This window comes from Thermicanus aegyptius DSM 12793 (genome assembly GCF_000510645.1).
GTDB classification, from domain to species: domain Bacteria; phylum Bacillota; class Bacilli; order Thermicanales; family Thermicanaceae; genus Thermicanus; species Thermicanus aegyptius.
The window spans coordinates 3,314,940-3,336,387 of the sequence record NZ_KI783301.1; the positions used below are offsets into that span (position 1 = coordinate 3,314,940).

Annotated in this window: 16 protein-coding genes; all 16 read right to left on the reverse strand. The window is 51.7% G+C overall.

Going from position 1 to position 21,448, the window contains the following annotated elements; genetic code table 11:
- Positions 1 to 194 precede the first annotated feature (194 nt).
- The 16 genes from THEAE_RS21650 to THEAE_RS0117700 all read right to left on the reverse strand — a co-directional run bounded on the left by THEAE_RS21650 (position 195) and on the right by THEAE_RS0117700 (position 21,220).
- Positions 195 to 4,169 (reverse strand): S-layer homology domain-containing protein, encoded by a 3,975-nt coding sequence (locus THEAE_RS21650; protein ID WP_052330141.1) that lies wholly within the window; start codon positions 4,167 to 4,169, stop codon positions 195 to 197.
- Positions 4,170 to 4,453: 284 nt separating this feature from the next.
- Complete coding sequence (locus tag THEAE_RS0117630) at positions 4,454 to 5,539, reverse strand: glycosyltransferase family 4 protein (RefSeq protein ID WP_005585789.1); 1,086 nt, start codon at positions 5,537 to 5,539, stop codon at positions 4,454 to 4,456.
- Between the two features lie 59 nt (positions 5,540 to 5,598).
- Entirely contained in the window at positions 5,599 to 6,402 is an 804-nt protein-coding gene (locus tag THEAE_RS0117635) for a WecB/TagA/CpsF family glycosyltransferase (protein ID WP_005585791.1), read from the reverse strand.
- A gap of 180 nt (positions 6,403 to 6,582) precedes the next feature.
- Positions 6,583 to 9,081 (reverse strand): O-antigen ligase family protein, encoded by a 2,499-nt coding sequence (locus tag THEAE_RS0117640; RefSeq protein WP_028988338.1) that lies wholly within the window; start codon positions 9,079 to 9,081, stop codon positions 6,583 to 6,585.
- A 145-nt stretch (positions 9,082 to 9,226) separates the two neighbouring features.
- Entirely contained in the window at positions 9,227 to 10,228 is a 1,002-nt protein-coding gene (locus tag THEAE_RS0117645) for an asparaginase (protein WP_028988339.1), read from the reverse strand.
- Between the two features lie 149 nt (positions 10,229 to 10,377).
- Positions 10,378 to 12,114 (reverse strand): phospho-sugar mutase, encoded by a 1,737-nt coding sequence (locus tag THEAE_RS0117650; protein ID WP_039945497.1) that lies wholly within the window; start codon positions 12,112 to 12,114, stop codon positions 10,378 to 10,380.
- A 93-nt stretch (positions 12,115 to 12,207) separates the two neighbouring features.
- A complete protein-coding gene (gene galU / locus THEAE_RS0117655; protein WP_028988341.1) occupies positions 12,208 to 13,092 on the reverse strand; it encodes a UTP--glucose-1-phosphate uridylyltransferase GalU in 885 nt (294 codons plus the stop codon).
- 27 nt (positions 13,093 to 13,119) lie between these two features.
- Positions 13,120 to 13,545 (reverse strand): 3-hydroxyacyl-ACP dehydratase FabZ, encoded by a 426-nt coding sequence (gene fabZ, locus THEAE_RS0117660; RefSeq protein WP_005585797.1) that lies wholly within the window; start codon positions 13,543 to 13,545, stop codon positions 13,120 to 13,122.
- Between the two features lie 106 nt (positions 13,546 to 13,651).
- Positions 13,652 to 13,900 (reverse strand): DNA-directed RNA polymerase subunit beta, encoded by a 249-nt coding sequence (locus THEAE_RS22285; protein ID WP_052330142.1) that lies wholly within the window; start codon positions 13,898 to 13,900, stop codon positions 13,652 to 13,654.
- Between the two features lie 107 nt (positions 13,901 to 14,007).
- Positions 14,008 to 14,880, reverse strand: a complete 873-nt coding sequence (locus tag THEAE_RS0117670; protein WP_028988342.1) for a flagellar hook-basal body protein — start codon at positions 14,878 to 14,880, stop codon at positions 14,008 to 14,010.
- A gap of 67 nt (positions 14,881 to 14,947) precedes the next feature.
- Positions 14,948 to 15,811: a flagellar hook-basal body protein gene (locus THEAE_RS0117675; RefSeq protein WP_028988343.1), complete on the reverse strand. Its 864-nt coding sequence runs from the start codon at positions 15,809 to 15,811 to the stop codon at positions 14,948 to 14,950.
- A 53-nt stretch (positions 15,812 to 15,864) separates the two neighbouring features.
- Positions 15,865 to 16,875: a rod shape-determining protein gene (gene mreB, locus THEAE_RS0117680; RefSeq protein ID WP_005585803.1), complete on the reverse strand. Its 1,011-nt coding sequence runs from the start codon at positions 16,873 to 16,875 to the stop codon at positions 15,865 to 15,867.
- Positions 16,876 to 16,986: 111 nt separating this feature from the next.
- Positions 16,987 to 17,277 (reverse strand): sporulation transcriptional regulator SpoIIID, encoded by a 291-nt coding sequence (gene spoIIID, locus THEAE_RS0117685; protein WP_028988344.1) that lies wholly within the window; start codon positions 17,275 to 17,277, stop codon positions 16,987 to 16,989.
- 150 nt (positions 17,278 to 17,427) lie between these two features.
- On the reverse strand, positions 17,428 to 18,201 hold the full coding sequence (locus THEAE_RS21660) for a M23 family metallopeptidase (protein ID WP_051430659.1): 774 nt from the start codon (positions 18,199 to 18,201) through the stop codon (positions 17,428 to 17,430).
- Between the two features lie 155 nt (positions 18,202 to 18,356).
- Complete coding sequence (spoIID, locus tag THEAE_RS0117695) at positions 18,357 to 19,391, reverse strand: stage II sporulation protein D (RefSeq protein ID WP_028988345.1); 1,035 nt, start codon at positions 19,389 to 19,391, stop codon at positions 18,357 to 18,359.
- A 173-nt stretch (positions 19,392 to 19,564) separates the two neighbouring features.
- Positions 19,565 to 21,220 (reverse strand): S8 family serine peptidase, encoded by a 1,656-nt coding sequence (locus tag THEAE_RS0117700; RefSeq protein ID WP_028988346.1) that lies wholly within the window; start codon positions 21,218 to 21,220, stop codon positions 19,565 to 19,567.
- Positions 21,221 to 21,448: the final 228 nt, after the last annotated feature.

A 21,448-nucleotide genomic window follows, 5' to 3' on the forward strand; every position in this document is an offset into this window, starting at 1 on the left:
TCACACTATATTAAACGTACCGGAAGGGAAAAAGTTGCGGTGAAACCAAAAAATCTTCATAGTTTGCCTATATCAAAATATGGAAAACGATACGGAATAAATAAGATCAAGCAGGGAGAAACTCCGTTTCTCCCTGCATTCATGGGGGACCGATACCGGTTATCCTCCTCCAAAAGCAGTGCGCGACCGCCTACTTACGGTTTCGGCAGTTTCTTCATCTGGATCATGACCCGCACCGTGATGACGGCCATGTCGGCACGGGTGAGGTAAGATTCCGGATAGAAGGAGTAGGTGGGCCTGGCCGCCTTCGGATCATTCGGGGTGCCCACCATCAGCCCCGCCTTGGTGACGGCAGCGATGGACTGAAGCGCATAGTAATCCATTTTGTTGGAGTCGGTAAAGGCCTTGCCAAGCTGTTTCAACGCATCCTCCGGCGACTTGGGAAGTTTCAGGTTCATCGCCCGGGCGATCATCACCGCCGCCTCCTGCCGGGTCAGAGGATCGTCGGGACGGAAATAGCCCGGCTCCTTGCCACGGATGATTCCGGCGCGGGCCGCCGTTTCCACATATTTATATGCGTAATCCCATTTATCATAAACAGGGCGCACATCGAAGAAGGTAGGTTCCAGCGGATACCTGCCGTAGCTGTCCGTATAGGGACCGGCGTTGATCGGGAGGTCTAATGCCTTTACGAGAATCGTGGCCATCTCTCCCCGGGTAATGTAGCGGTTCGCCCCAAAGGAGCTGCCGCTGTAATTGGGCATGATTCCTTTCGCGTAGAGGGTTTCCATGTCGTTTCGGGCATAGGGGTGATAAATCACGTCGGAGAAGGTCTGTCGCGTCTTCATCACCATGTAATAGCCGAAACGTTCGAAGGGCACGGTAATGGTCTTCTTCCCCGTATCAACCACTCCGCCGATGTTCTGCCACCCGCTGCCGTCGTTAAAGAAGACGGTCAAAGTGTTTCCGGTGGCGTTAACGATGTTGGGATCATATTGGAGCGTCAGCGTCCCTCGGTTGCTGGGAACGAGATTATCCTGGTATCGATCGTGGAATTCATCCATATAAACCTTAGCATTATTCACAATCCCGAAATCGGAGAAATAAGGATCCCGTCCCATCGGCGCCACCGTATCTCCCCCATCAATATAGAAGAGGTCGCTGGCATAGCTGAAATTGGGATCGAGCTGCAAGCGGGATTCCATCGATAAGCCGTACAGGTTTACCTGTCCCGTGGTCCGATCGGCGATCCCGAAATAGAGGGGCACATCGACGAAAATGTCGCTTTGCGGATCCCTCACTTCATCCCCTGCACGGTCCTTGGAAGGGGAGAAGAGGACGGTCCCTTTCGGGAAGGTAAGGGTGATTTTCTTATCAAAGGGGGAGAACTTCAGATTCTTGCCCAGGACATCCCGGTATTCCGCCCCGTTTACGCTGGAATTGGCGTTATAGATCACCACTTCATCCTTATATGTTTGCCCGCCGATTTCCACCGTAAAGGGGACACGGTTAAGTCCCGGCTTCAAGGAAACGGTTGCTTCAAAGACGTAATAGGTTTTCGGCAGCATGCGGCCCAGATTATCATCGTAGTAAAAATCCGGATTGCTGGTGTTCTGCACACTCGCCTCCGTCTTTCCGAACATCACCTTGGAGGCATTCTCCGCAAAAAGGCGGATGGGAACGGAATTGGCGTTTACCACGATATAGGGATCGGTTTCTTTCGCCTTGACCGGCGAGATCACTTCCCAACCGGATGCGTTTCGTTCAATCTGCACATTATAGCGGGTAACCGTCCCTTGGCTGGTTTCCGCCACGATGGTATAGGTGGTGATTCCCTGCTTTACGAGAGTGAGAGGGAAGAGGGCAAGGAGAGACTCTGCTTTGGCCGGATCGGTAACCGCATCATCCACTTCCGCCACCAGGTCACCATACTGGGAACTGCTCATGGAGGCATAGAAAGGATTGCCTGTGGACGTGGACGGGAAATTGCGGTTAATAAAGAAACTCTCCAGGTCGCTGTTTAAAGCCACTTCCTGTTTCGCGCTCTTGTACTCGTTCGACTCCACCAGTTCCCAACGTTTATCCGTCACATCATCATAGAGATAGTCGATGATCCGTTTTCCGTTTTTCTCCACATAGACCTTGGTCGCATTCTTCACTTTAAATTGGAAGCTGCGGAGGAATAAGGCCGTGGTCCGGTAGGAGGGATCGGCGGCCCCCTTCACCAATTCGTTCACCTTGCCGTTTAGCTCCGTCTCCAATTTTACATCGTAGATCTCGGGGAGTTGGGCGGTGAAATAAATGATCGTATAAGTAAAGGTCACCTGGGGAGCATCGGTCAGGGTGATCCTTAACCGGTTGTTGCCCGTGGCCATTTTTTCTTTAAGCAGCGTATCCGGGATCGTAAAGGTATTGTTGCTCGCGTCCACGGTAATTCGAGAATCGGAAGTGAGATTTTGCCCGTTCAGTTCCACCCCGATATTCGATTTATCCGCCTTAAGGATGTAATTGAAAACTTTGCCCGTCAGGGTTTTTAGCTGATCGGAGCTTCGGATCTCCGTGCCGTCTTCGAAGATTTTCGTATCGGTCCCATCCAAATAGGTAAGCTGCACATAAGGGGTGATTTCCACCCGCAGGAGATAGGTGACCGATACGGGAGGAATGGTGTCGTTCGGGTCATCGTACTGAACCGTCAACCTACCGCTTCCTGTAGGCAGTTTACTCAATGTCAGGAGAAAAGAACTCAACTTCTGATTTACATCTTCCGATCTCAGATCGCTTAAAGAGTAATCCGTCCCCTCAGTAAGGGCAGTTCCATTATAAGAGACGGAGAGATTCCCTGTAATCGGAAGATTGTTCGCATCCCCCATATTAAAGGTATAGACCCTTAAGGAAAGGGGAAACGCGGAAACGGGGTTTTCCCCTTGGTCCGACAGGGGAGAGCCGCTCTGGGTGTTGATCAGGCTGCCGAAGCGGGGCCTGTCCTTGTTGACGTAGGTAAAGGAATAGGGATAATTCTTCACCTCCACCGTCTGGGGTGACCCGTTCACCAAATAGGTGTAGAAAAGTTTTAGGGTATAGGTTTTCCCATGACTGAAGGAGAGCGTCTGGGGAATCTGGGCCGTCAGGGTATATTGGCTAAAACCGGTTTGTGGAGTGCCGAGAAATTCATACCCGGTTGGATCGGTGGAACTTGTCTTCTGCGGCAGGGTTATCGATTCTGTCACGGTAGGGTCGTCCGCTTGGGTAATGGTAAGGGTGAAATGATCAAAGACCTGTCCCGGTGCGTCGGAGTAACGGAGCAGGGCTTTTCCCGTGAAACCGAAGGGGCCGGAGGATGTGTCTCCGCTCCCTGTGATCGTAAGAGGGGTGTCGGCGGAAAGAGATACTCCGTCTAAAGCGACTTGGTAGAACAAATGATCGTCTCCGGAGCTGGTGGTCGTCACCAAAATGGTGCGGTTTAAGAGGGTTACTTCCTTGTTCTGGTTGTACACTTTAAGGTCTAATGTATTCTCTCCCAAAAGCGTGGGGATCTTTGCCGAGAGGACCCCGTTGATCACCTCGCCTCGAATCACTTCACCGGTTCTCCGGTTGGTTACATCAACGGCGTCGGCGTTCTTCACTTTCCCGTCCAGGGTAAGGGTAAGACGGGTCACGGACGGAACGACGACGAGGGTCGGGGAGGGGTCTACCGCCGGATCATGGAGCAGGACGTCATTCACCCGAAGTTCGGTCACCAAGGGGGTGTTGTTATATTGCACATAGAAATGATAGAGTTCCCGGGTTACGCTTCCTACCCGTTCATAAAATACGATTTCGTTTAACCCCGGCTTGAGGGAGACATCCTTAAAGGTAAACTGGTTTCCGGAGATGACAGGGTTAAGGCTCACGAGGTCATCTACCGTGGCGCCGTTATTGGTGAGAATCTTAATGCGAAGGTTCTCCCCCGTCACTCCTGAGGTGAAGTATCCGCTCAGGGTAATGCGGGGATCCCCATAAAGAACGGGATTGCTGATGCTGGTCCCTTGTCCTTCGTACCCGATAAGGGTAAGTGGGGAATCCGTGGCAGCGAATATTTCAGTTGAAGAAAAAGGGATGGATGGGGTCATGATCAGAATGGCCAGGAGAAGGAGAAAAAAGGATCGCAATGGGTGATAGGGCCGTTTCATCGTTCATTCACTCCTTTTGTTGCAATTGCCCATGCAGTTTGAACGTCCGCCGTAGACGGCAGTTAAGGTTCCTATTCGGTTGTATCGGAATAAAGGGCTTTTTTTTTCACTTTTTTGCAGAAACTGCCCGTCCCCTTTTTTCCCCAAAAAAAAAGATCCAATAAGGATCTCTAAAATCATCTGGAAAAATCGCCGACGATAAAAAATCGAACGTTTATTACCCATGGAACGTATAGAGGTAACATGAGAATCAAACGCTCTTTTACGGAAGGGAAGAAAAGCTTCTACTTCACCCGAGCCGCTTTCCTCAGGGCCCGCTTGGAACGGATCCATGCCCGGGTAAAGGGCTTATACTTGGTGGAAATGATGCCCAACGCCTCCGCACCCCAGGAGAGGAGAAGGAGGATGAGAATCAGCATTACCACTTCGATCCAGACCGTCACACGGGAGAAAAGGATGGCGCTTAGGCCAAAGAAAGCGCTGATCCCGTAGATGAGGAGAACCGTTCCCCGATGGGAGAACCCCACCCTCATCAGGCAATGATGCAAATGCTGTTTATCCGGTGCCGAGATGGGTTTGTTGTTCACGATCCGGCGCAGGATGGCGAAGGCGGTATCGGAAAGAGGCACCCCCAACACAAGCAGGGGGATGATGAAGGAAGTGAAAGCCACCTGCTTGAATCCGAGCAGGGATAAAACCGCCATCATAAATCCCAGGAAGAGGGAGCCCGTATCCCCCATGAAGATTTTGGCCGGATAGAAGTTAAAGTAGAGAAAAGCGAGGAGGCTCCCCAGTAAAGCGCTCGCCATAAAGATGACCGGCACATTCCCCATCATGACCGCCAAGACCAGCATGGTGGCGGTGGCAATGGCCGTCACTCCCGTGGCCAGGCCGTCCAGCCCGTCAATCAGGTTGATGGAATTGGTCACCCCCACGATCCAAAAGATGGTGATGGGGATGGCCAAAAAGCCAAAATTAAACGTAGAATCGTTGGCTAAATCAAAAGGTAAATGGATAAACTTCATCTGTACGTCGAAAAATACGATCACCAGGGCGGCGATCACCTGTCCCAGAAGTTTATAGATCGGCTTAAGCTGATACTTGTCGTCGAGGATACCGGTGAGGACGACCACCGAGGAGGCGATCAGGATGGCGCTCACCACTTTATAATCTCCTACGAGCCATATCGTCGAAGCTAAAAACCCGAGATAGATGGATAATCCGCCCAGGCGGGGCATGAGCCGATGATGCACCTTGCGGGCATTAGGCTTATCCACCGCACCGATGCGAACCGCCAATTTCTTCACCAAAGGCGTAGATAGAAACGTAGTTACAATCCCCAGCAAAAAGACTGCCATGTAACCCGTCATGATTCCTCTCCTTACTTTTTATCCGCGGACCTACCGCATATTTTTTCTTTCACAAGTCTTCATGGACGGTCATGGGAAATTGACCCCCTAAGCCTTTCTCCTACGACCAGAAACAGAAAGCGGGGCAGGGCCGTCATCCTTTTCCAGCGCCAAGGCTCCTGGATCAGACGGTACAACCATTCTACACCCATGCGCTGCCATAGTAAAGGGGCTCGTTTTACCTTCCCCGCCAGAACGTCGAAGCTCCCCCCGACTCCCATCCCCAAGGCGACGGGGAGATGGCGCAGGTGTTCTTCCAGCCAATATTCTTGCTTCGGTACGCCTAATCCTGCGAAGAGGAGATGAGGTTGAAAGGAGGCGATCTCCTCCAATATCTTCGTCTCCTCCTCTTTTTTAAAATAACCGTGGTGAGCCCGGACTAGAAGGCGAGGATATTTCCCCTCTATGGTCTTTCGCGCTTTTTCGATTCCTTCAGGGGTGCTGCCGAGAAGATAGACGCGCCATTCCCTCTCCGCTCCGAAGCGAAAAAGCTCCGTCATGAGGTCAAAGCCTGCGATCCTCTCGGGATAGGGTCGTCCCAGAAGTTTCCCCGCTAGGATGATGCCGATTCCGTCGGGAACGATAACTCTCCCTTCTCCCGTTAGGATTCCCTGAAACCGTTTTTCCTTCCGTGAGAGCATCACCATCTCCGGATTGCCGGTGATAACCCGCAACGGAGAATGGACCAAGGACGAGGCGTCCCGATAGGACTTCTCCAAATCGCCTTCCCTCTCTTCCACTTGCCGGATGAGAAGGTTTACCATCTCGTGAAAACGGACGGCGGCGAAAGGGATATGAAACAAGGGCTGTGTGGGCAAATCCATCCAAAGATCCCCTCTTTTAAGACGTAAAAAAACGAGGAAGGTTGCACCTTGCCTCTTTCTTTTTTTCGAACACGATTATATCCTATTTCTCTGCGAAGGTCCACTAGGGGATGATCTCCATCTACGTCGATTCAGGGTTCTCGTAAAATCGGCAGGATAGAAAAAATGATGGTAGACTCGTTATTTTTTGACCGCATCCACGATTTTGAACATCTCGGCCCGCTTCTCTTCGATCTGAGGATCGATCTTCTTCCCTTCTTCGAGGAGGGAAGCCGCTTCATTGGCTTGTCCCAGTTTCTCTTTGGCGATGCTTAGCCAAAGGAAGGCATCTGCCTTGGTCGCCGGATCTCCGCTTCCCTTCAGGGGATCGAGGAGAGCGGTCCCCTTCTCGGATTGGCCAAGGAGTATGAGGGCTTGTCCGCCGTATCGCCGGATCGGTTCGGTGAAGGCAAATTCCGGATAGCGTTGCGATTCGATCTGTTGATCCAGAATGCCCCGTTTCCGTTCGATCTCCGTAAGACGTGCCGCCACCTCCCGCAGTAGAGATAGGCCCTCTTCCTTCTTTCCATTTTGGAAATGTAGAATTGCAACCTGAGTGGCAAAGGAGATGTATTGCTCGTAAGCGGGAAGGAACCACTTACCGTTTTCCAGTCCCTTTTCCGTGTACTCCAGCGCTTTGATTCCATCCCCATATTGCCCGAAGAAGGAAGCCACTTTCAAATAGGTTTGGGTGTTATACCGATCAAGGGCCAGGATGCGCTCCCCTTCCGCCATGCCTTCCCTCACAAGTTCCTCTCCCCCGTTTCGCCGGCTCTTCTGACCGAGAAGATCCATCCGCATCAGCCGGTAATCGACGCTTACGGGTTTTAAGGAAATTTTCCGCTCTACATTGGCGAGGGCCTGGGCGGCGGAAAGGCCGCTCATAGGAATCGATTCGGCGTAGGCGTAGAGGAGCATGAAGAAGGCCGGAATGAAGGCGAGGAGGAGAAAAGAGATTTTCGCCCCCTGTACATAAGCCCGCCTTTTATACTCGGTCAAAAAGGGAAAGCGAAGCTCCACCCTTTCCCTTCTCCCTTCACTGTAAAGGAGAGCGAGACAAGAGATGAAAAGAAGGGCATAATAACCATAAGACATATCAAAGTCGACGAGGCTGTGCAAAAAAAGCATCATTCCCGTCACGAAAGGAAGCCCTATCCGGTAGAGGACGGCATCGGAGAAGTTCTCCTTCCGCAGCACGCGAAAAAGGGTATAGAGGAGAATCCCAAAAAAGGTCAGGAAGAGAAGGGTGCCGACCACCCCGGTATCGACCAGGATCTTCATGGCAAAGCTATGGGTCTGGGAGGAGTAGTAGGGAAGGGTCTCATATTTCAAGAAAAGTCCCTTCCATGCATTCCCCCCTGCCCCGATCAGCCAATGCTCCTTAAACAGGGCGATGCTGTCCTCGTAAAAGGTGCCTCGCTCGGCGACGCTCCGGGTGGTGAGGTTGATGTCGGAGAGGCGCCCTTTAATCGTATCCGGAAGAAGCTCCACAAAAGCAGGCGTCTGGATCAGGGTGAAAGAACCGATTCCCGCAAGGAGAAGGAAAGCAGGGAGGAGGAATCGGCCCACTCTTCCCCGCGGCGCCTTTTCCCACCGCTTCAAAAGCCAAGCCAGTCCCAAGGAGAGCAAGGCGTAGAGGAAACCTGCTCCCAGGAGCAAAAGGAGGAAGAGGGCGTTCTTTTCCTTTACATATTGATCGTAAACGGGGAGAAGGGGGAGGGAAACCGCCCCGAGCAAGAGGGTGGAGAGGACGAAGTGAAGTTGGCGCCTGAGACTGAGAAAGAAAAGGGCGAGAAACCAGACGATCGGAAAGAGAAGCCATGCGGCCCGGGATTGGCTGTAGATAAAGATGAAGAGGAGGGCGGGCAGGAAGAGGGCATACAGGAAGGAAAGAATGCTTCCCGGATCCGGTTTGGAGTGAACCGGGGTGAAACGGTCTGCTTTCCCGCTCAGATGAAAGAGTGTCCCGATCATCAAGGCGGCCACAACCGCGGCTAAGGTATTGGGGTATTGGAGAACCGAAGAGATGCGGTTTCCTAAAATGGCATCTTGGAACGAAACCAATCCGAACTGGGCAAAGAGGCCGAAGAGGCTTACCCAGAGCATGGAAAGTAGGAGCCCATGGAAGAGAAAGGGCTTGGTCTCTTCATTCAGGAGAAGAATGAGGGCGAGAAAGGTGAGAAAGTAAGTCACCCACCGAAAAGCTTCGTCATAGGCCAGGGCGGGAACGATGCCTTGAAATGCCGAAAGGAAATAAACGAGAAGAATCCCAAAGACCAGATACGGAAGGGGTGTCTGAAACAGTTCTTCCGTCCCCTTCTTCCAATAGATGCCGAGGACGAGGAGGGAGAGTCCCGTAAGGATTACATCGGCGTAAATCATGTCCTGGTCGAAAAATAATCCCCGGAAGTAGGGGATGATGAGGAGTGCCAAAGCATAGAGGGAGATCAAGTAGTAACCTGTTCTCCCCACAGAATGGTGTATGGAAGAAGCGCCCGGCGGGGATTTTCTCGTCGGATTTCCGAAGTGGATATTTTGGGTTGGCTTTTTCTTGGCGCTGTTCCCTGAGGCCATATGATTCTCTATGTGATGTTCGGCAGGGTTTAACGTAGATTCGGCGTGTTTCCGTTTTCTCGACATGGGTCTCCTCCATCCGATTCGATTCTGTCGACAAGGGTCTTGTCCGGTTGTACGATGACGAATTTTGCTACTCTTATGATACCCGCCCGCCTTCCACATGTCCAGAAGCGAATGAAAATAGTACCCCCTGCCGCCAAGCTGCGGGTTACAGCGTGAAGGCGGGAATAAGATAGCCGACGTTCTCGCCGCGGGTATTCTTGATGGGGGGATGGCGATATTCGACGAGGCGATCCTCACCTTCCTGATCCAAGAGGCCCAATTGGCGGATAACCGATAGGATGACGGGGGGAACGGCTCTTCCATTTCCATCCTCCACCTTCATCACCACACTGATTCCTTCCTGGCGGTCTCCCAGGAAGAAGACGCCTTCCGCCCCCGCCTTTCCGATCAGCCTTCCTTGGGCGGCCTTCATCAGGTCGGTGTCGAAGCGCTTCATCCCCGCCACCATCTCCGGGTGAGCCACCATGGCATCGGCAATGCGGCGAATGGCTTCTGCCCGTTCCGCTTTCTGCCGGGTCGGTTTCGCCATCTGCGCGAAGGCAACCCCCCAGTAATATAAGGGCATGGCGAAGGTGGGAACCCCGCAGCCGTCCACCCCGATCCCGATGTTCTCCTTCGGATAGCCGGAAAGTTCGCCGATAACGGCGAGATTCCGCTGCTGTACCGGATGGGAGAGTTCCAGGTAGCTCTCCAACGGTTCACCCAGATGTTTCGCGGTAATCAGCATGCCGGCGTGCTTGCCGGAGCAGTTGTTATATACAGGGGTGAGGCTTCTTCCCTCCAAGACCGCTTTTTTATATGCCTCTTCATCCCTGGGGATATGAGGCCCGCAGCGAAGGTTCTCCTCTCCAAGCCCCGCCTTCGCCAAGATCTTCAGGACTCTCGTCGTGTGTCTCTCCTCCCCGCTGTGGGAGGCGCAGATGAGGCTAAGGTCTGCTTCATCCAGTCCAAAAGCATCCACCGCCCCCGATTCGACCACCGGGATGGCTTGCATAGGTTTCGATGAAGAACGGGCAAAGGTGATGCGAAACGGGTCCCCATAGGAATAGAGGAGCTTGCCGTCGCTGTTTACGACGGCAATGTGGCCGTCGTGGCTCGATTCGATCTGACCTCCCCTGTAAACGTGGACGAGCGCAGTACGATACATCTTTATTCCCCCTTCGGTGCGGTCACCTGGCCGTTATGTTGTTCGCATCGCGTCGATCGCGCATGAAGAAATGATCTCCCGCCCTGTTCAGCGGGAGAAAAAACGTTTCGTCCGGACCGTTTTCGTCCAGGATTTTGTTTGGCTCCTCTTTAAACCTGAATCCGAGCCATCACATCGGTCTTCAGAGCCTCCAAAAGATTCTCAGCGGTTGTAAGATCATCGGCCACGGTTCCGAAATAAATCTTTATCTTCGGCTCTGTCCCGGAAGGGCGAACGGCAAACCAGGAACCTCCTTCCAAAGTGTAGCGGAGGACATCGGAAAGGGGAAGGCCGGTCGCCTCTTCCCTGCCCTCTTTCAGATGGTAGGTGATTCCCTTCTTGTAATCGCTGATGATTTGGACCGAAAGACCGGCCGCCTCCTCGACGGGATGTTCCCGCAGAGAGGACATGATCTTCTTGATCCTCTCGCTTCCCTCCAACCCCTTTAAGGTTATGGAGACGAGCCCTTCCCGATACGTCCCGTATTTTTTATAAAGATCCAAAAGAGCATCGTATAAGGTTTTCCCTTGCCGTTTATAGGAGAGGGCCATTTCTGCGATGAGGAGGCAGGCCTGCACGGCATCCTTATCCCGGACGAAATCGCCGACCAGATATCCATAACTTTCTTCGTACCCGAAGAGGAATTTTTTCTCCCCGGTCTCTTCAAATTCTTTTATCTTCTCCCCGATAAATTTAAAACCGGTCAGAACATCAAGCGTCTCGATCCCATAAGAGGAGGCGATGGCCCGGCCCAGTTCGGAAGTGACGATGGTTTTAATCACCACTCCATTCTTCGGAAGATCCCCCTTCTTCTGCCGCTCGGAGAGGAGATAATGAAGGAGGAGCGCTCCGGTCTGGTTCCCGGTAAGGACCACATATTCCCCGCTCCGGTCCTGTACGACGGCGCCCACCCGGTCGGCGTCAGGGTCGGTCCCCAGGATGAGGTCGGCACCCAAGCGTTTCGCCTCTTCGATGGCGAGGGTGAAGGCGGCCCTCTCCTCCGGATTGGGCGACTTGACGGAATGGAAATCGGGATCGGGGAGTTCCTGTTCTTTCACAACGTGCAAGCGGCTAAAACCGACCCGGGAGAGGATCTCACGCACCGGCCGGTTTCCCGTGCCGTGAAGAGGCGTGTAAACGATGGTTAACGCCTCCCCATGCCGGCGGATCATATCCGGTTGGAGAACGAGCTCCTGAAGGCGTGCGTAATATCGCTCATCCAGTTCTTTTCCGATGGAAACAAGGAGCCCTTCCTTGATCGCCTCTTCCTTAGAAAGGGGCTTCAGGGAGAGTTCATCCTCCACCCGGTCGATTTCCTTCATTAAAGCATCGGCGATCATCGGGGGGATCTGTCCTCCGTCCTCCCAGTACACTTTATACCCGTTGTATTCCGGGGGATTGTGGCTCGCGGTAATCATGATGCCTGCGACGGCTTTTAGCTCGCGCACGGCAAAAGATAATTCCGGAGTAGGACGCAAATCATCGAAGAGATAAGCTTTTACCCCGTGCCGGTTGAGCAGCAGGGCGGATTCTTCTGCGAAGGGGCGGGATTTGTGCCTTGAGTCATGGGAAAGGACGACTCCCCGGTTTTTTGCTTCCGGTCCCACTTTTTCTATGTAACGGGCCAACCCTTCGGTAGCCCGAAGTACCGTATAGCGATTCATCCGGTTGGTACCCACTCCCAACTCTCCCCGCATTCCCCCGGTGCCAAACTCCAAGTAGCGGTAGAATCGTTCGTTCAGCTCTTCCGGGCTTAATGCCTTGAGTTCCTGATAGAGCTCTTCATCCGCAATTCCCAGAAACCAACGTTCGATTCTTTCTTGGGTTTCTTTCGACAGATTTGCCATTTGGCTCATGCAAGCTCTCCCTCCACCCATGATTTTAATCCCTAGGTCGGATTTTTTCCAACCATTCTTCTTCCATCTTTCGTTTGTTTTAGGTTATCTTGAAAGGAGTTTTTCCCGCTCAACCACTTCCATCATATATTGAAGCAATTCCTCCCGCAGTTCACTCCGCTGAAGGGCAAACTCGATGGTGGTCTTGATGAAGCCCATTTTCTCTCCGACATCATAGCGGGTGCCTTCAAATTCATAGGCGTAGACCGCTTCAATTTGATTCAATTTGGAGATGGCATCCGTCAATTGAATCTCCCCCCCTGCGCCGGGTGGGAGGGTATCCAGAATTTCGAAGATCTTCGGGGTTAAGATGTAACGGCCCATGATCGCGATGTTGGAAGGAGCCTCTTCTTGTTTTGGCTTTTCTACCAGGTTGTTGATGCTGTAAAGACGCTCAAAGATTTCTTTTCCGTCCACGATTCCATAGCGGGAAACCTCATCTTCCGGAACTTTTTTTACCCCAATGATGGAAGAGCGGTAGCGTTCATATTGTTCAATCATTTGTTTAAGACAGGGTTTTTCAGCTTGAACGATATCATCCCCCAATAGGACGGCAAAGGGTTCATCTCCTACAAATTTCCGTGCGGACCAGATGGCGTGTCCCAGACCCTTCGGCTCCTTTTGGCGGATGTAGTGGATATCGGCGAGGTGGGAAGGCTTCCGCACCTCCTCCAAAAGGTCGTATTTCCCTTTTTCCATCAGATTTTGTTCCAATTCCTGCGAGTAGTCGAAATGATCTTCGATCGCCCTTTTTCCCTTACCGGTAACGATGATGATATCTTCAATCCCCGAGGCAACGGCTTCTTCGATGATGTATTGGATCGTCGGTTTGTCGACGATGGGGAGCATCTCCTTCGGCATCGCCTTGGTGGCGGGAAGGAAACGGGTTCCCAGTCCGGCGGCTGGAATAATCGCTTTGCGAACGATCATCTTTCATCCTCCTCTTTCTACTTCCCATTATTTTCCTAAGGCAAACATGAGCTCACCGTCGGCCACCAGCTTTTCACCGACGTATGCTCTCCCTTCCCCTTTTCCGATGCTTCCTTTAAGCCGTGTGATCTCCACCTCCAAGCGAAGCGTATCCCCCGGACGAACCGGATCCCGGAAGCGGAAGCGGTCAATACCGGCGAAGAAAGCGAGTTTTCCCCGATTTTCTTCTTTGATCAGGATCGCAAAGGCTCCGACTTGGGCAAGGGCCTCCACGATGAGGACGCCGGGCATGACGGCATATTGGGGAAAATGTCCTTGGAAAAAGGGCTCATTCATCGATACACATTTGACCCCAACCGCTCGGACGCCTGCCTCCACCTCTAAAATTTTGTCGATCAGGAGAAAAGGAGGGCGATGGGGAATCACTTCTTTGATTTCCTCGATTTGATACATCCTATTCACCCCTTCTCTTTAGTTTACCATATCGGCCCATTTTTGTCCCGAAAAAGTAAAATCCCCCTCGCGAACGAAGGGGATTTTCCATACATGGAAGAAGTGCTCAGCCAAAGATGAGAGCGAAAAGATGGGTCCATGTTTCAATAGAGAAGATGTCGCCCACGGGACTCTTTCCCAAGATCCCGTAGCCGATCATCATGCCGATCAGCATGGAAGCGAAGAGCATCAAGACGATGATGGTGATCTTCGCAGAGAGGGGCAGGGCGTCTCCTTTATTCTTCCCTTTGACGCCATTCTTCGAATGGGCGGACAAATGCGTTTCCCTTTCCTTTCCGAAATCCTTTCCAGGCACACTGAAGTCTCCCTTCTCACAAGGGTCCGATTTGATTAGACTAACCTGATTTTATCATGTTAGGGATGAAAAGCAAGGATTCGTCAGGAATTCGATCTGTGAACCATCTATCTGCGAGCCATCTCGTTGGCCAAGCCCAGCATCTGATCGGTCATCTGCAAGGAACGGGAGGTAAGCTGCAGGTGGCGCTCCGATTCGATGAGGGAAGTCATCTCTTTCGTCAGGTCCACGTTGGAGGCTTCCAAAGCGCCTTGATGAATGGCAAATCGCTCCGGTGCGTCGTTCAAGAGAAGCGGAGCTTGTCCGGCAGGCGGAGGGGCTTGTCTCGCCTGCTGTTGAACAGGGTACGCCCAGAGGTTATTGCCGAGGTGCCCCATCTCCTGCAAATTGGGAATAGAATAGACGGCAATTCGTTCATAATTCGGTTCCTCATGCCCATCGGGAAAGATCTGCACCAAGGTCCCATCTCTTTCCACACGGAAACGGTTCCCTGCAGCAATCGCCACCGGATTGTCGAATTCGTCCAATAGAAACTCCCCGGTGGGGGTGACAAGATAGTCATTTCCATCCGCTCCGGGGGAACGGGTAAAGCGGCCTGCCCGGGTGTAATAGATGGGATCATCGTTAAGATTTCCGTTTTGGTTTTCATCCTTCCTGACCCGGAAGAAGCCCTCTCCCTCGATCATGAGGTCGGTCTCTATGCCGGTTTCCTTGCGGGTTCCTTGGGTGAAGCGGATCGGAGTGCCGGTGGTGATGATTCCGCTGCCTATCCGAATCTGCTCCGGAGTGATTCGCCCATTCGCATTGGCCTGTTCTCCGCCCGGTTGGTTGGGGAGTTGTTGATACAAGATTTCCCCAAAGGTGGTCTCCCGCGCTTTAAATCCGGTGGTGTCTACGTTGGCCACGTTGTTGGCGATGGTATCGATCCTCTCCATAAGCGCCCTCATTCCCTGATATCCTTGAATGAGTGAAAGGTCCATCCTCCTTCTCCTTTCTCATGTGAGAGTCCTCTTTCCTCTTACCCCTTTTTTCATCCGCATCGTTAAGTTAGACCCGGCCGATTTCGTTTACCGCCCGATCCAGCGTCCTGTCCGCCGTCATGAGGCTGCGTTGGTTGGCCTCATAGTAACGGAGGACCTCCATCATCTCCGTCATGGTTTTGGTGAGATCTACATTGGAGCTTTCTACCGCTCCCTGTTTTACCTCATAGGTCCACCCGGCGAGAGGAGGGGCATAGAGGCTTACCGGCTGCACATTCCCCCCCTGGGCGGGAGCAAAGTAGCCCCGTTCTCCTTTTACCAATAGGTTCACATTGGGCAAGGGGGCGTTTCCGCCGAGATTGCCGGCCCCCACCCCAAAAGCGACAATCCCAAGGCGAACTTCATCGGTGATGGCAGGATCCAAAACGTCGTGCAGGATCAGCCGCCCATCGGGGGTATATTCAAGGTTCCGTCCATTCACGGGAATGGGATTCCCCTGCTCGTCCAAGACGAGGAAACCGTCCGAGGTGGTAAGTTGTCCGTCCAGATTGGTCTTGAACCGGCCATTCCGGGTGTAGTAACGGTTTCCCTGGTTATCCTCTACGGTGAAAAAGAGAACGGCCCTCTCCCCATTGGGACCTACCGGGTCTTTGGCGATCGCAAAGTCATAGGCGTTTCCCGTCTCCTGAAGGGCTCCTGTGGTAAATTGGGGAACCACCTCATGGGTGTAAACCCCGTTTTGCATCATCCCAATCCCGCTTTTTTCCCCATCCCTGATTCTTTCCATCAGCATATCCGGAAAGGCCCGGAGTACCGCTTCATCCGCCTTATATCCTGGCGTCTCGGCATTGGTTAAGTTGTTGGTCAGGATCTCCTGACGGCGCTGGCCGGCAAACATTCCTGACGCCGCCGTATAAAAACCACGGATCACGTGATTCACTCCTTTCTTTGAATGACATGTTCTCAGGTTCCTCTTCCGTGAAGTTATCCAAATTTCTTCTTTGATTGTTTCGACAAGCGGTCCAGATTTTCCAACATCAGCCCCGCCCCTCTCGCCACGCAGGACATCGGATCTTCCGCAACCATAACAGGGAGTTTCAGTTCGGTGGAGAGAAGTTGATCCAGTCCGTGGAGGAGGGCTCCTCCACCGGTAAGGACGACTCCTTTATCGATAATATCGGCAGAAAGTTCGGGAGGTGTTCGTTCCAATACGCTTTTGGCGGCCATTACAATTTCTCGGATCATCTCATCCATCGCCTCTCTTACCTCTTCCGAACGGATGGTGACGGTTTGAGGAAGACCGCTTACCAAATCTCGGCCGCGTATCTCCATCGTCTGATCGCGAGCTCCCGGAAATGCCGTCCCGATCTGAATCTTAATCTGTTCAGCCGTCCGTTCGCCGATCAGGAGTTTATATTTTCGCTTGATATATTGAGCAACGGCCATATCCAGCTTGTCCCCGGCCACTTTAATCGAAGAGGCGGTGACGATATCTCCCATGGATAATACGGCGACATCGGTTGTTCCACCGCCTATATCGATGACCATATTCCCTCCAGGCTGGAAGATGTCTAAACCGGCCCCGACGGCAGCCACCTTTGGTTCCTCTTCTAAAAAGACTTCCCGTCCTCCGCTGCGCTCCGCCGCCTCCTTGATCGCTTTCTTTTCCACAGAGGTGATATTTGTGGGCGCACAGATGAGGATGCGGGGACGGATGAAAAAGCCTTTTACCCCAATCTTGTTGAGGAAATGCTTCAACATGGTTTCCGTTACTTCAAAATCAGCGATCACTCCGTCTCTTAACGGGCGCAGGGCTACGATATTTCCCGGAGTTCGCCCCACCATCCTCCGCGCTTCTTCTCCTACCGCCAAGACTTGGCCGGTGTTTTGGTCGATGGCGACAACCGAGGGCTCATCGAGTACAATCCCTTTACCGCGGATATAGATGAGTACATTGGCTGTGCCGAGGTCTATCCCGATATCTTTCCCGAACATTGTCTTAAATTCCTCCCTGCGTCGAAACAAACGATTTCATCTCAATATGTCTAGTATAACGTATGTAGCTTATATTTTTCTAGGAGTGACAGGGATTCTTTTTATATTTTTTTAGAATTCCGCTTCCACCGTTGCCTCGCTCACCATCTTTGCCTTCTTCCGGCGATATTTAATCTTCGTCGCTTCACCACCCCGCAGGTGACGAACGGACTTGTGGTACTCCAGAATCTCTTTCACCTGATTGGCCAGCACCGGATCGATTTCCGGGAGCCGCTCCGTCAGGTCCTTATGCACCGTGCTTTTCGATACTCCGAATTCTTTGGCGATCGACCGCACGGTGCGCCGGGTTTCGATGATGTGGAGTCCGATTTTCAACGTCCTCTCCTTGATGTAATCATGCAACACCCTCGCCTCCCTGTTTATGTTAGTCTGTTACATTATATTGGCAGGCAAGTTTTCTTATTCTATATAGCCAAGCATGACAAGCTAAAAAAGAAAAGAAGGGGGGCCCTGCGGCGCCGCCTTCTTTGTTCCCGGCTTTGTTCCGTTTCCTTATTTCATTTCCGGCAGGATCGCGATGGGATTTAACGGCGTATCCTGATCCCGCACCTCAAAGTGGAGGTGAACACCCAGATCTTTCCCGAAGTTGTTCCTGCCTGCCTTGCCCAACAGATCTCCCTGCTTTACTTTGTCTCCCTTTTTTACCTTGAGTTCGTCCAAGCTCTCATAGACGGTAACCCGGTTGTTCCCATGCTGGATCCAGATCACGTTTCCCACCGCCGGATCCTTCTCGGCCCGGATCACGTCACCGCTTCCTGCCGCGATGACATCAAAACTTTCTCCATTGGCGGTAATGTCAATGCCTGTATTGGGATAGTAGCCGCCCGCATAGTGAACAACCGCCTGGGCTTTTTGTTCATCGCCGGCTTGGTCATCGTAGAATGTACGGGCGATGCTAAATTGAAGCCCTTCCCTCACCGGCCAAGCAAGATGCTCCTCAGGGGTTGCTACAGGCATGCTCTCTTCTCCTTTGCCGGCCAAGCCCTGGTCGGTGTTGTTAACGAGATCCGGCAACGCCCCATCCTTATCCAGGGTAGGTTGTGTCGAAGACGGATACCAGAAAATAAGGGCGAGGATGAGCGCGAGAGTGCCTAGGTAAACGGCCGGGAAAACCCATTTCTTGCTTAAAAATCGCTTCCAGGATTTCGGCAGGCCTGTCGGATTTGACCGGCGGAGATCCTTCTTCTCTTCTTGTGACGCCACTTCTTTGGCGGTTGTTGCTTCTTTTTCTTTATCCATGTGATTCATCACCTCAGGAATCATCATGGACATTTTTTCCTGAAACTATACCTTGAAGTCCTTATTTTCCCATAATTTTTTCATCTTATTCCCCTTTCCTTTTTTCCCGTATGCGCCAAATGCGAAACAGCCCCCTTCTTTTGGATCAGAATCCCTACCTCCAGAAATAGATGGTGGGCAGTTTATTTTTCGGCAATCCAGTTCCTATAATCTTCCAAACTTACGCCTTTATAGTAGTAGGTGAGAATCTCCTCCGCTTTCTTTCCCTCTTTTGCCATGCCGCTTGCCCCCCACTGGCTCATTCCTACGCCATGGCCATAGCCTTTTGTCTTGATCACAAGGTCGTCTCCATTCACTTCCCACCAAAAAGTGGCGGAAGGGAGCTTTAGCCGTTCCCGTACCTCTCTGCCGGTGAACATTTTTCCTCCGATGCGAATGGAAGCGATTTGTCCTCCGGTGGTCCACTTTAAGACACCGGACCAATCTTCTGCAGGACCTGCAATGGTAATGCCGAGTTTAGCCGACACTTCTTTCAAGGGGAGACGGGTCGTTTGAGCGAATTCCGGAGATTTTTCATCCCAGGGGGAAGGAACGCTCTTCAGATAGGGATAAGGTTCACTCCAGTATTCTTCTGCATTTTCAGTTCGGCCGTTGCTGGTGGAGAAAAAGGTGGCGGTGATGGGACGCCCATCGTAGGTTAGGACAAGCCCCTCCGTTTCATAGACCGCTTTTCGGATCTTGTCCGTTTTCCACTCGTAGTCCTTTCCCCAGGCTTTCTTAAGCTCCTCCGTCCCTAAGTAAACCTGATGATCGATGCTGTCTTTCACGAAAGCTCCTCCCGGAACGTCGGCAAAGTCTCGATCTACAATGCGGCGAATCAGGTAGGTCCTGGCGGTGATGGCCTGCGCTTTTAAAGCTTCCAATGGAAATTCTGCAGGCATCTCCCCTGCCACAACGCCGATGAGATATTCTTCCAAAGGGAGCTTCTCCACCACTTTCTTACCCACTCGATAGACCGGGACCTCAATGGATAGGTTATGAAGATCTCCATTTGCTAACGACGAAGTTGCCGGAACGGCCGCTTCTTCCCTTGGGAAAGCATTACTTACTCTAAGGGATGAACCTGCGAAGATCAGGGCGGTGAGAGAGCTTACAGAAAATAGAAGGAACAAGAAGCCGATGTAGGTCCGTTTGGTGAAATACCGCTCAAAATACAACATGACCCTCCCTTTCGGACAAGCTTTGTGGAACTCTATTCCTATTTATATGGATTTCGCAGAAAAATAGAACGGAGAAGTTTTACTCGATTCAAACAAAAAAGCTCCGCTGTTTGCGGAGCCTCATCGCTCTATATAAGAATGGTGTCTTTCCTTTTATCGATTTCGCGTATCTATTTATAGCTTGCATCAAAGAAAAAGGTTCCGCTGCCCGAGTAGGAATAAACTTCAATGGTGTAATTCCCTGTCTTAGACGGAGTAAAGGCAATCGTCTCTTGGCGCGTCGTTCCTTCAGATCTGCCTACCAAGGCCCCGCTTGGGTCATACAGATAAAGATCAAAATCTTGACTGCCTCCCAGAATTAATGTGACGGCTATGGGGAAAGAGGTAGATGTAACGTTCATGGCATATGTGATGGATTTGCCGCTACTCGCTAAACTGCCGCTCTGGTACAGGTGATTGGGTACTGCGGGTCCTGTTCCACTCCACCCACCTGCCTGGGCGATCGCCTGGTACCCATCCAGCCTTCCGAATCCATAATCAATATCTTTTCCGGAAGGACCCCAGTCGATGGCCGTACTACCTAACAAGTTTTTTATACTTACCGGTGTAAGGGAAGGGTTCGCGTCCAACATCAGGGCAACCGTTCCTGCGGTAAAGGGGGTCGCCATGCTGGTACCGCTATAGGTGACATAACCGTTGGTTGTTCCCGCTTTTGCCGCCGTAATATTTACTCCAGGCGCAGCAATATCCGGTTTTACCCGCCCATCGGCGGTATAACCCCTGCTGGAAAATCCGGCCAAATAAAATCCATTTTCTCCTAGATCTCCCATGGCGGCTACCGTAATAGCTTTCTCCGCTGCTCCGGGGGAACCGACGGTGTATTGGGAAGGCCCGGAATTTCCGGCTGCCACTACGACGGTAAGCCCTGCATCTACTGCACGGTTCACCGCCAATGAGGTGGTATCCGTTCCATCCGAACTGCCGCTCGTTCCAAGGGAGAGGTTTAAAACTTCAATGCCGTAAGCCGCTTTATTGCTGATCGCCCAGTCAATGGCCGCTGTCACATTGCTCATGGTGCCGCTTCCGTTGCGGTCCAATACTTTCAGTCCTACTAAAGCTGCACCTGGGGCTACTCCTTTATAGCTAGAATTGGCCTCTCCCTCTCCGGCTGCGATGCTGGCAACATGGGTCCCATGCCCGTTGTCATCGTAGGGAGAAGTCTTCCCGGAAACAAAATCTTTCCAACCGATCACCTTGCCCCCATTCAGATCCACATGGTTTGTGTCGATTCCGGTATCAATGACGGCGATCACAATATCATCCTTCGAATAGGTACTCAAGCCATCCCGGTTCCCGTCGACACCAAAATCCGTTCTGGCCTTGGAGATACCGAATGAGTCGTTGGCGCTCCCTAGCAATGCATAAACGGTCTCGTCATAATCAATTCGCACCACCTCCGGAGCGTTTTGCAAACTCTCAATCTCCTTCTTGGTCAGATTCGCTGCGAAACCTGGAATATGGGTATATTTTTGCCTTATCTTATCTTTTGCAAGATTCTTTTCCCAGTTTTCCAGTGATGAAGAGTCATCCTTAAATAGAACGATGACAGGAAGAGATTCTTCTTCGCCGGAAACCTGAAGCTTTGCATCGAGGGAATCAGAGAGCTTATTCCGATTTTGGTCTGCCAAACTCTCCCTCTTTTCACCAACGGAGGGACTCTCTTTTTTTACGGCCCTCTCCCCATTCTGAGCCAATGCGGAGGATACCGGTAAAGAAATAAGCGCGATCGCCAACAGAAAAGCAAGGATCCCCTTCAAAGATTTCACTCTTTTCTCCTCCTTTTTAAGATGTTAGCGGAATGACTCGATTGAAGTTCGAAATTCGAATATTCCGCTTTCATACTAAATTGTAATATAATTAGCTAATTTTTCTCAATAGTATTATTATATTAAACATTCTTGCATAAATGATTGTACAATGGTTGTTCCATCCTTAAGAAGTAGGCGAAAAGTCACGGGGTCCATAAAAAAACCACTCTCCTTAGGAAAGTGGTC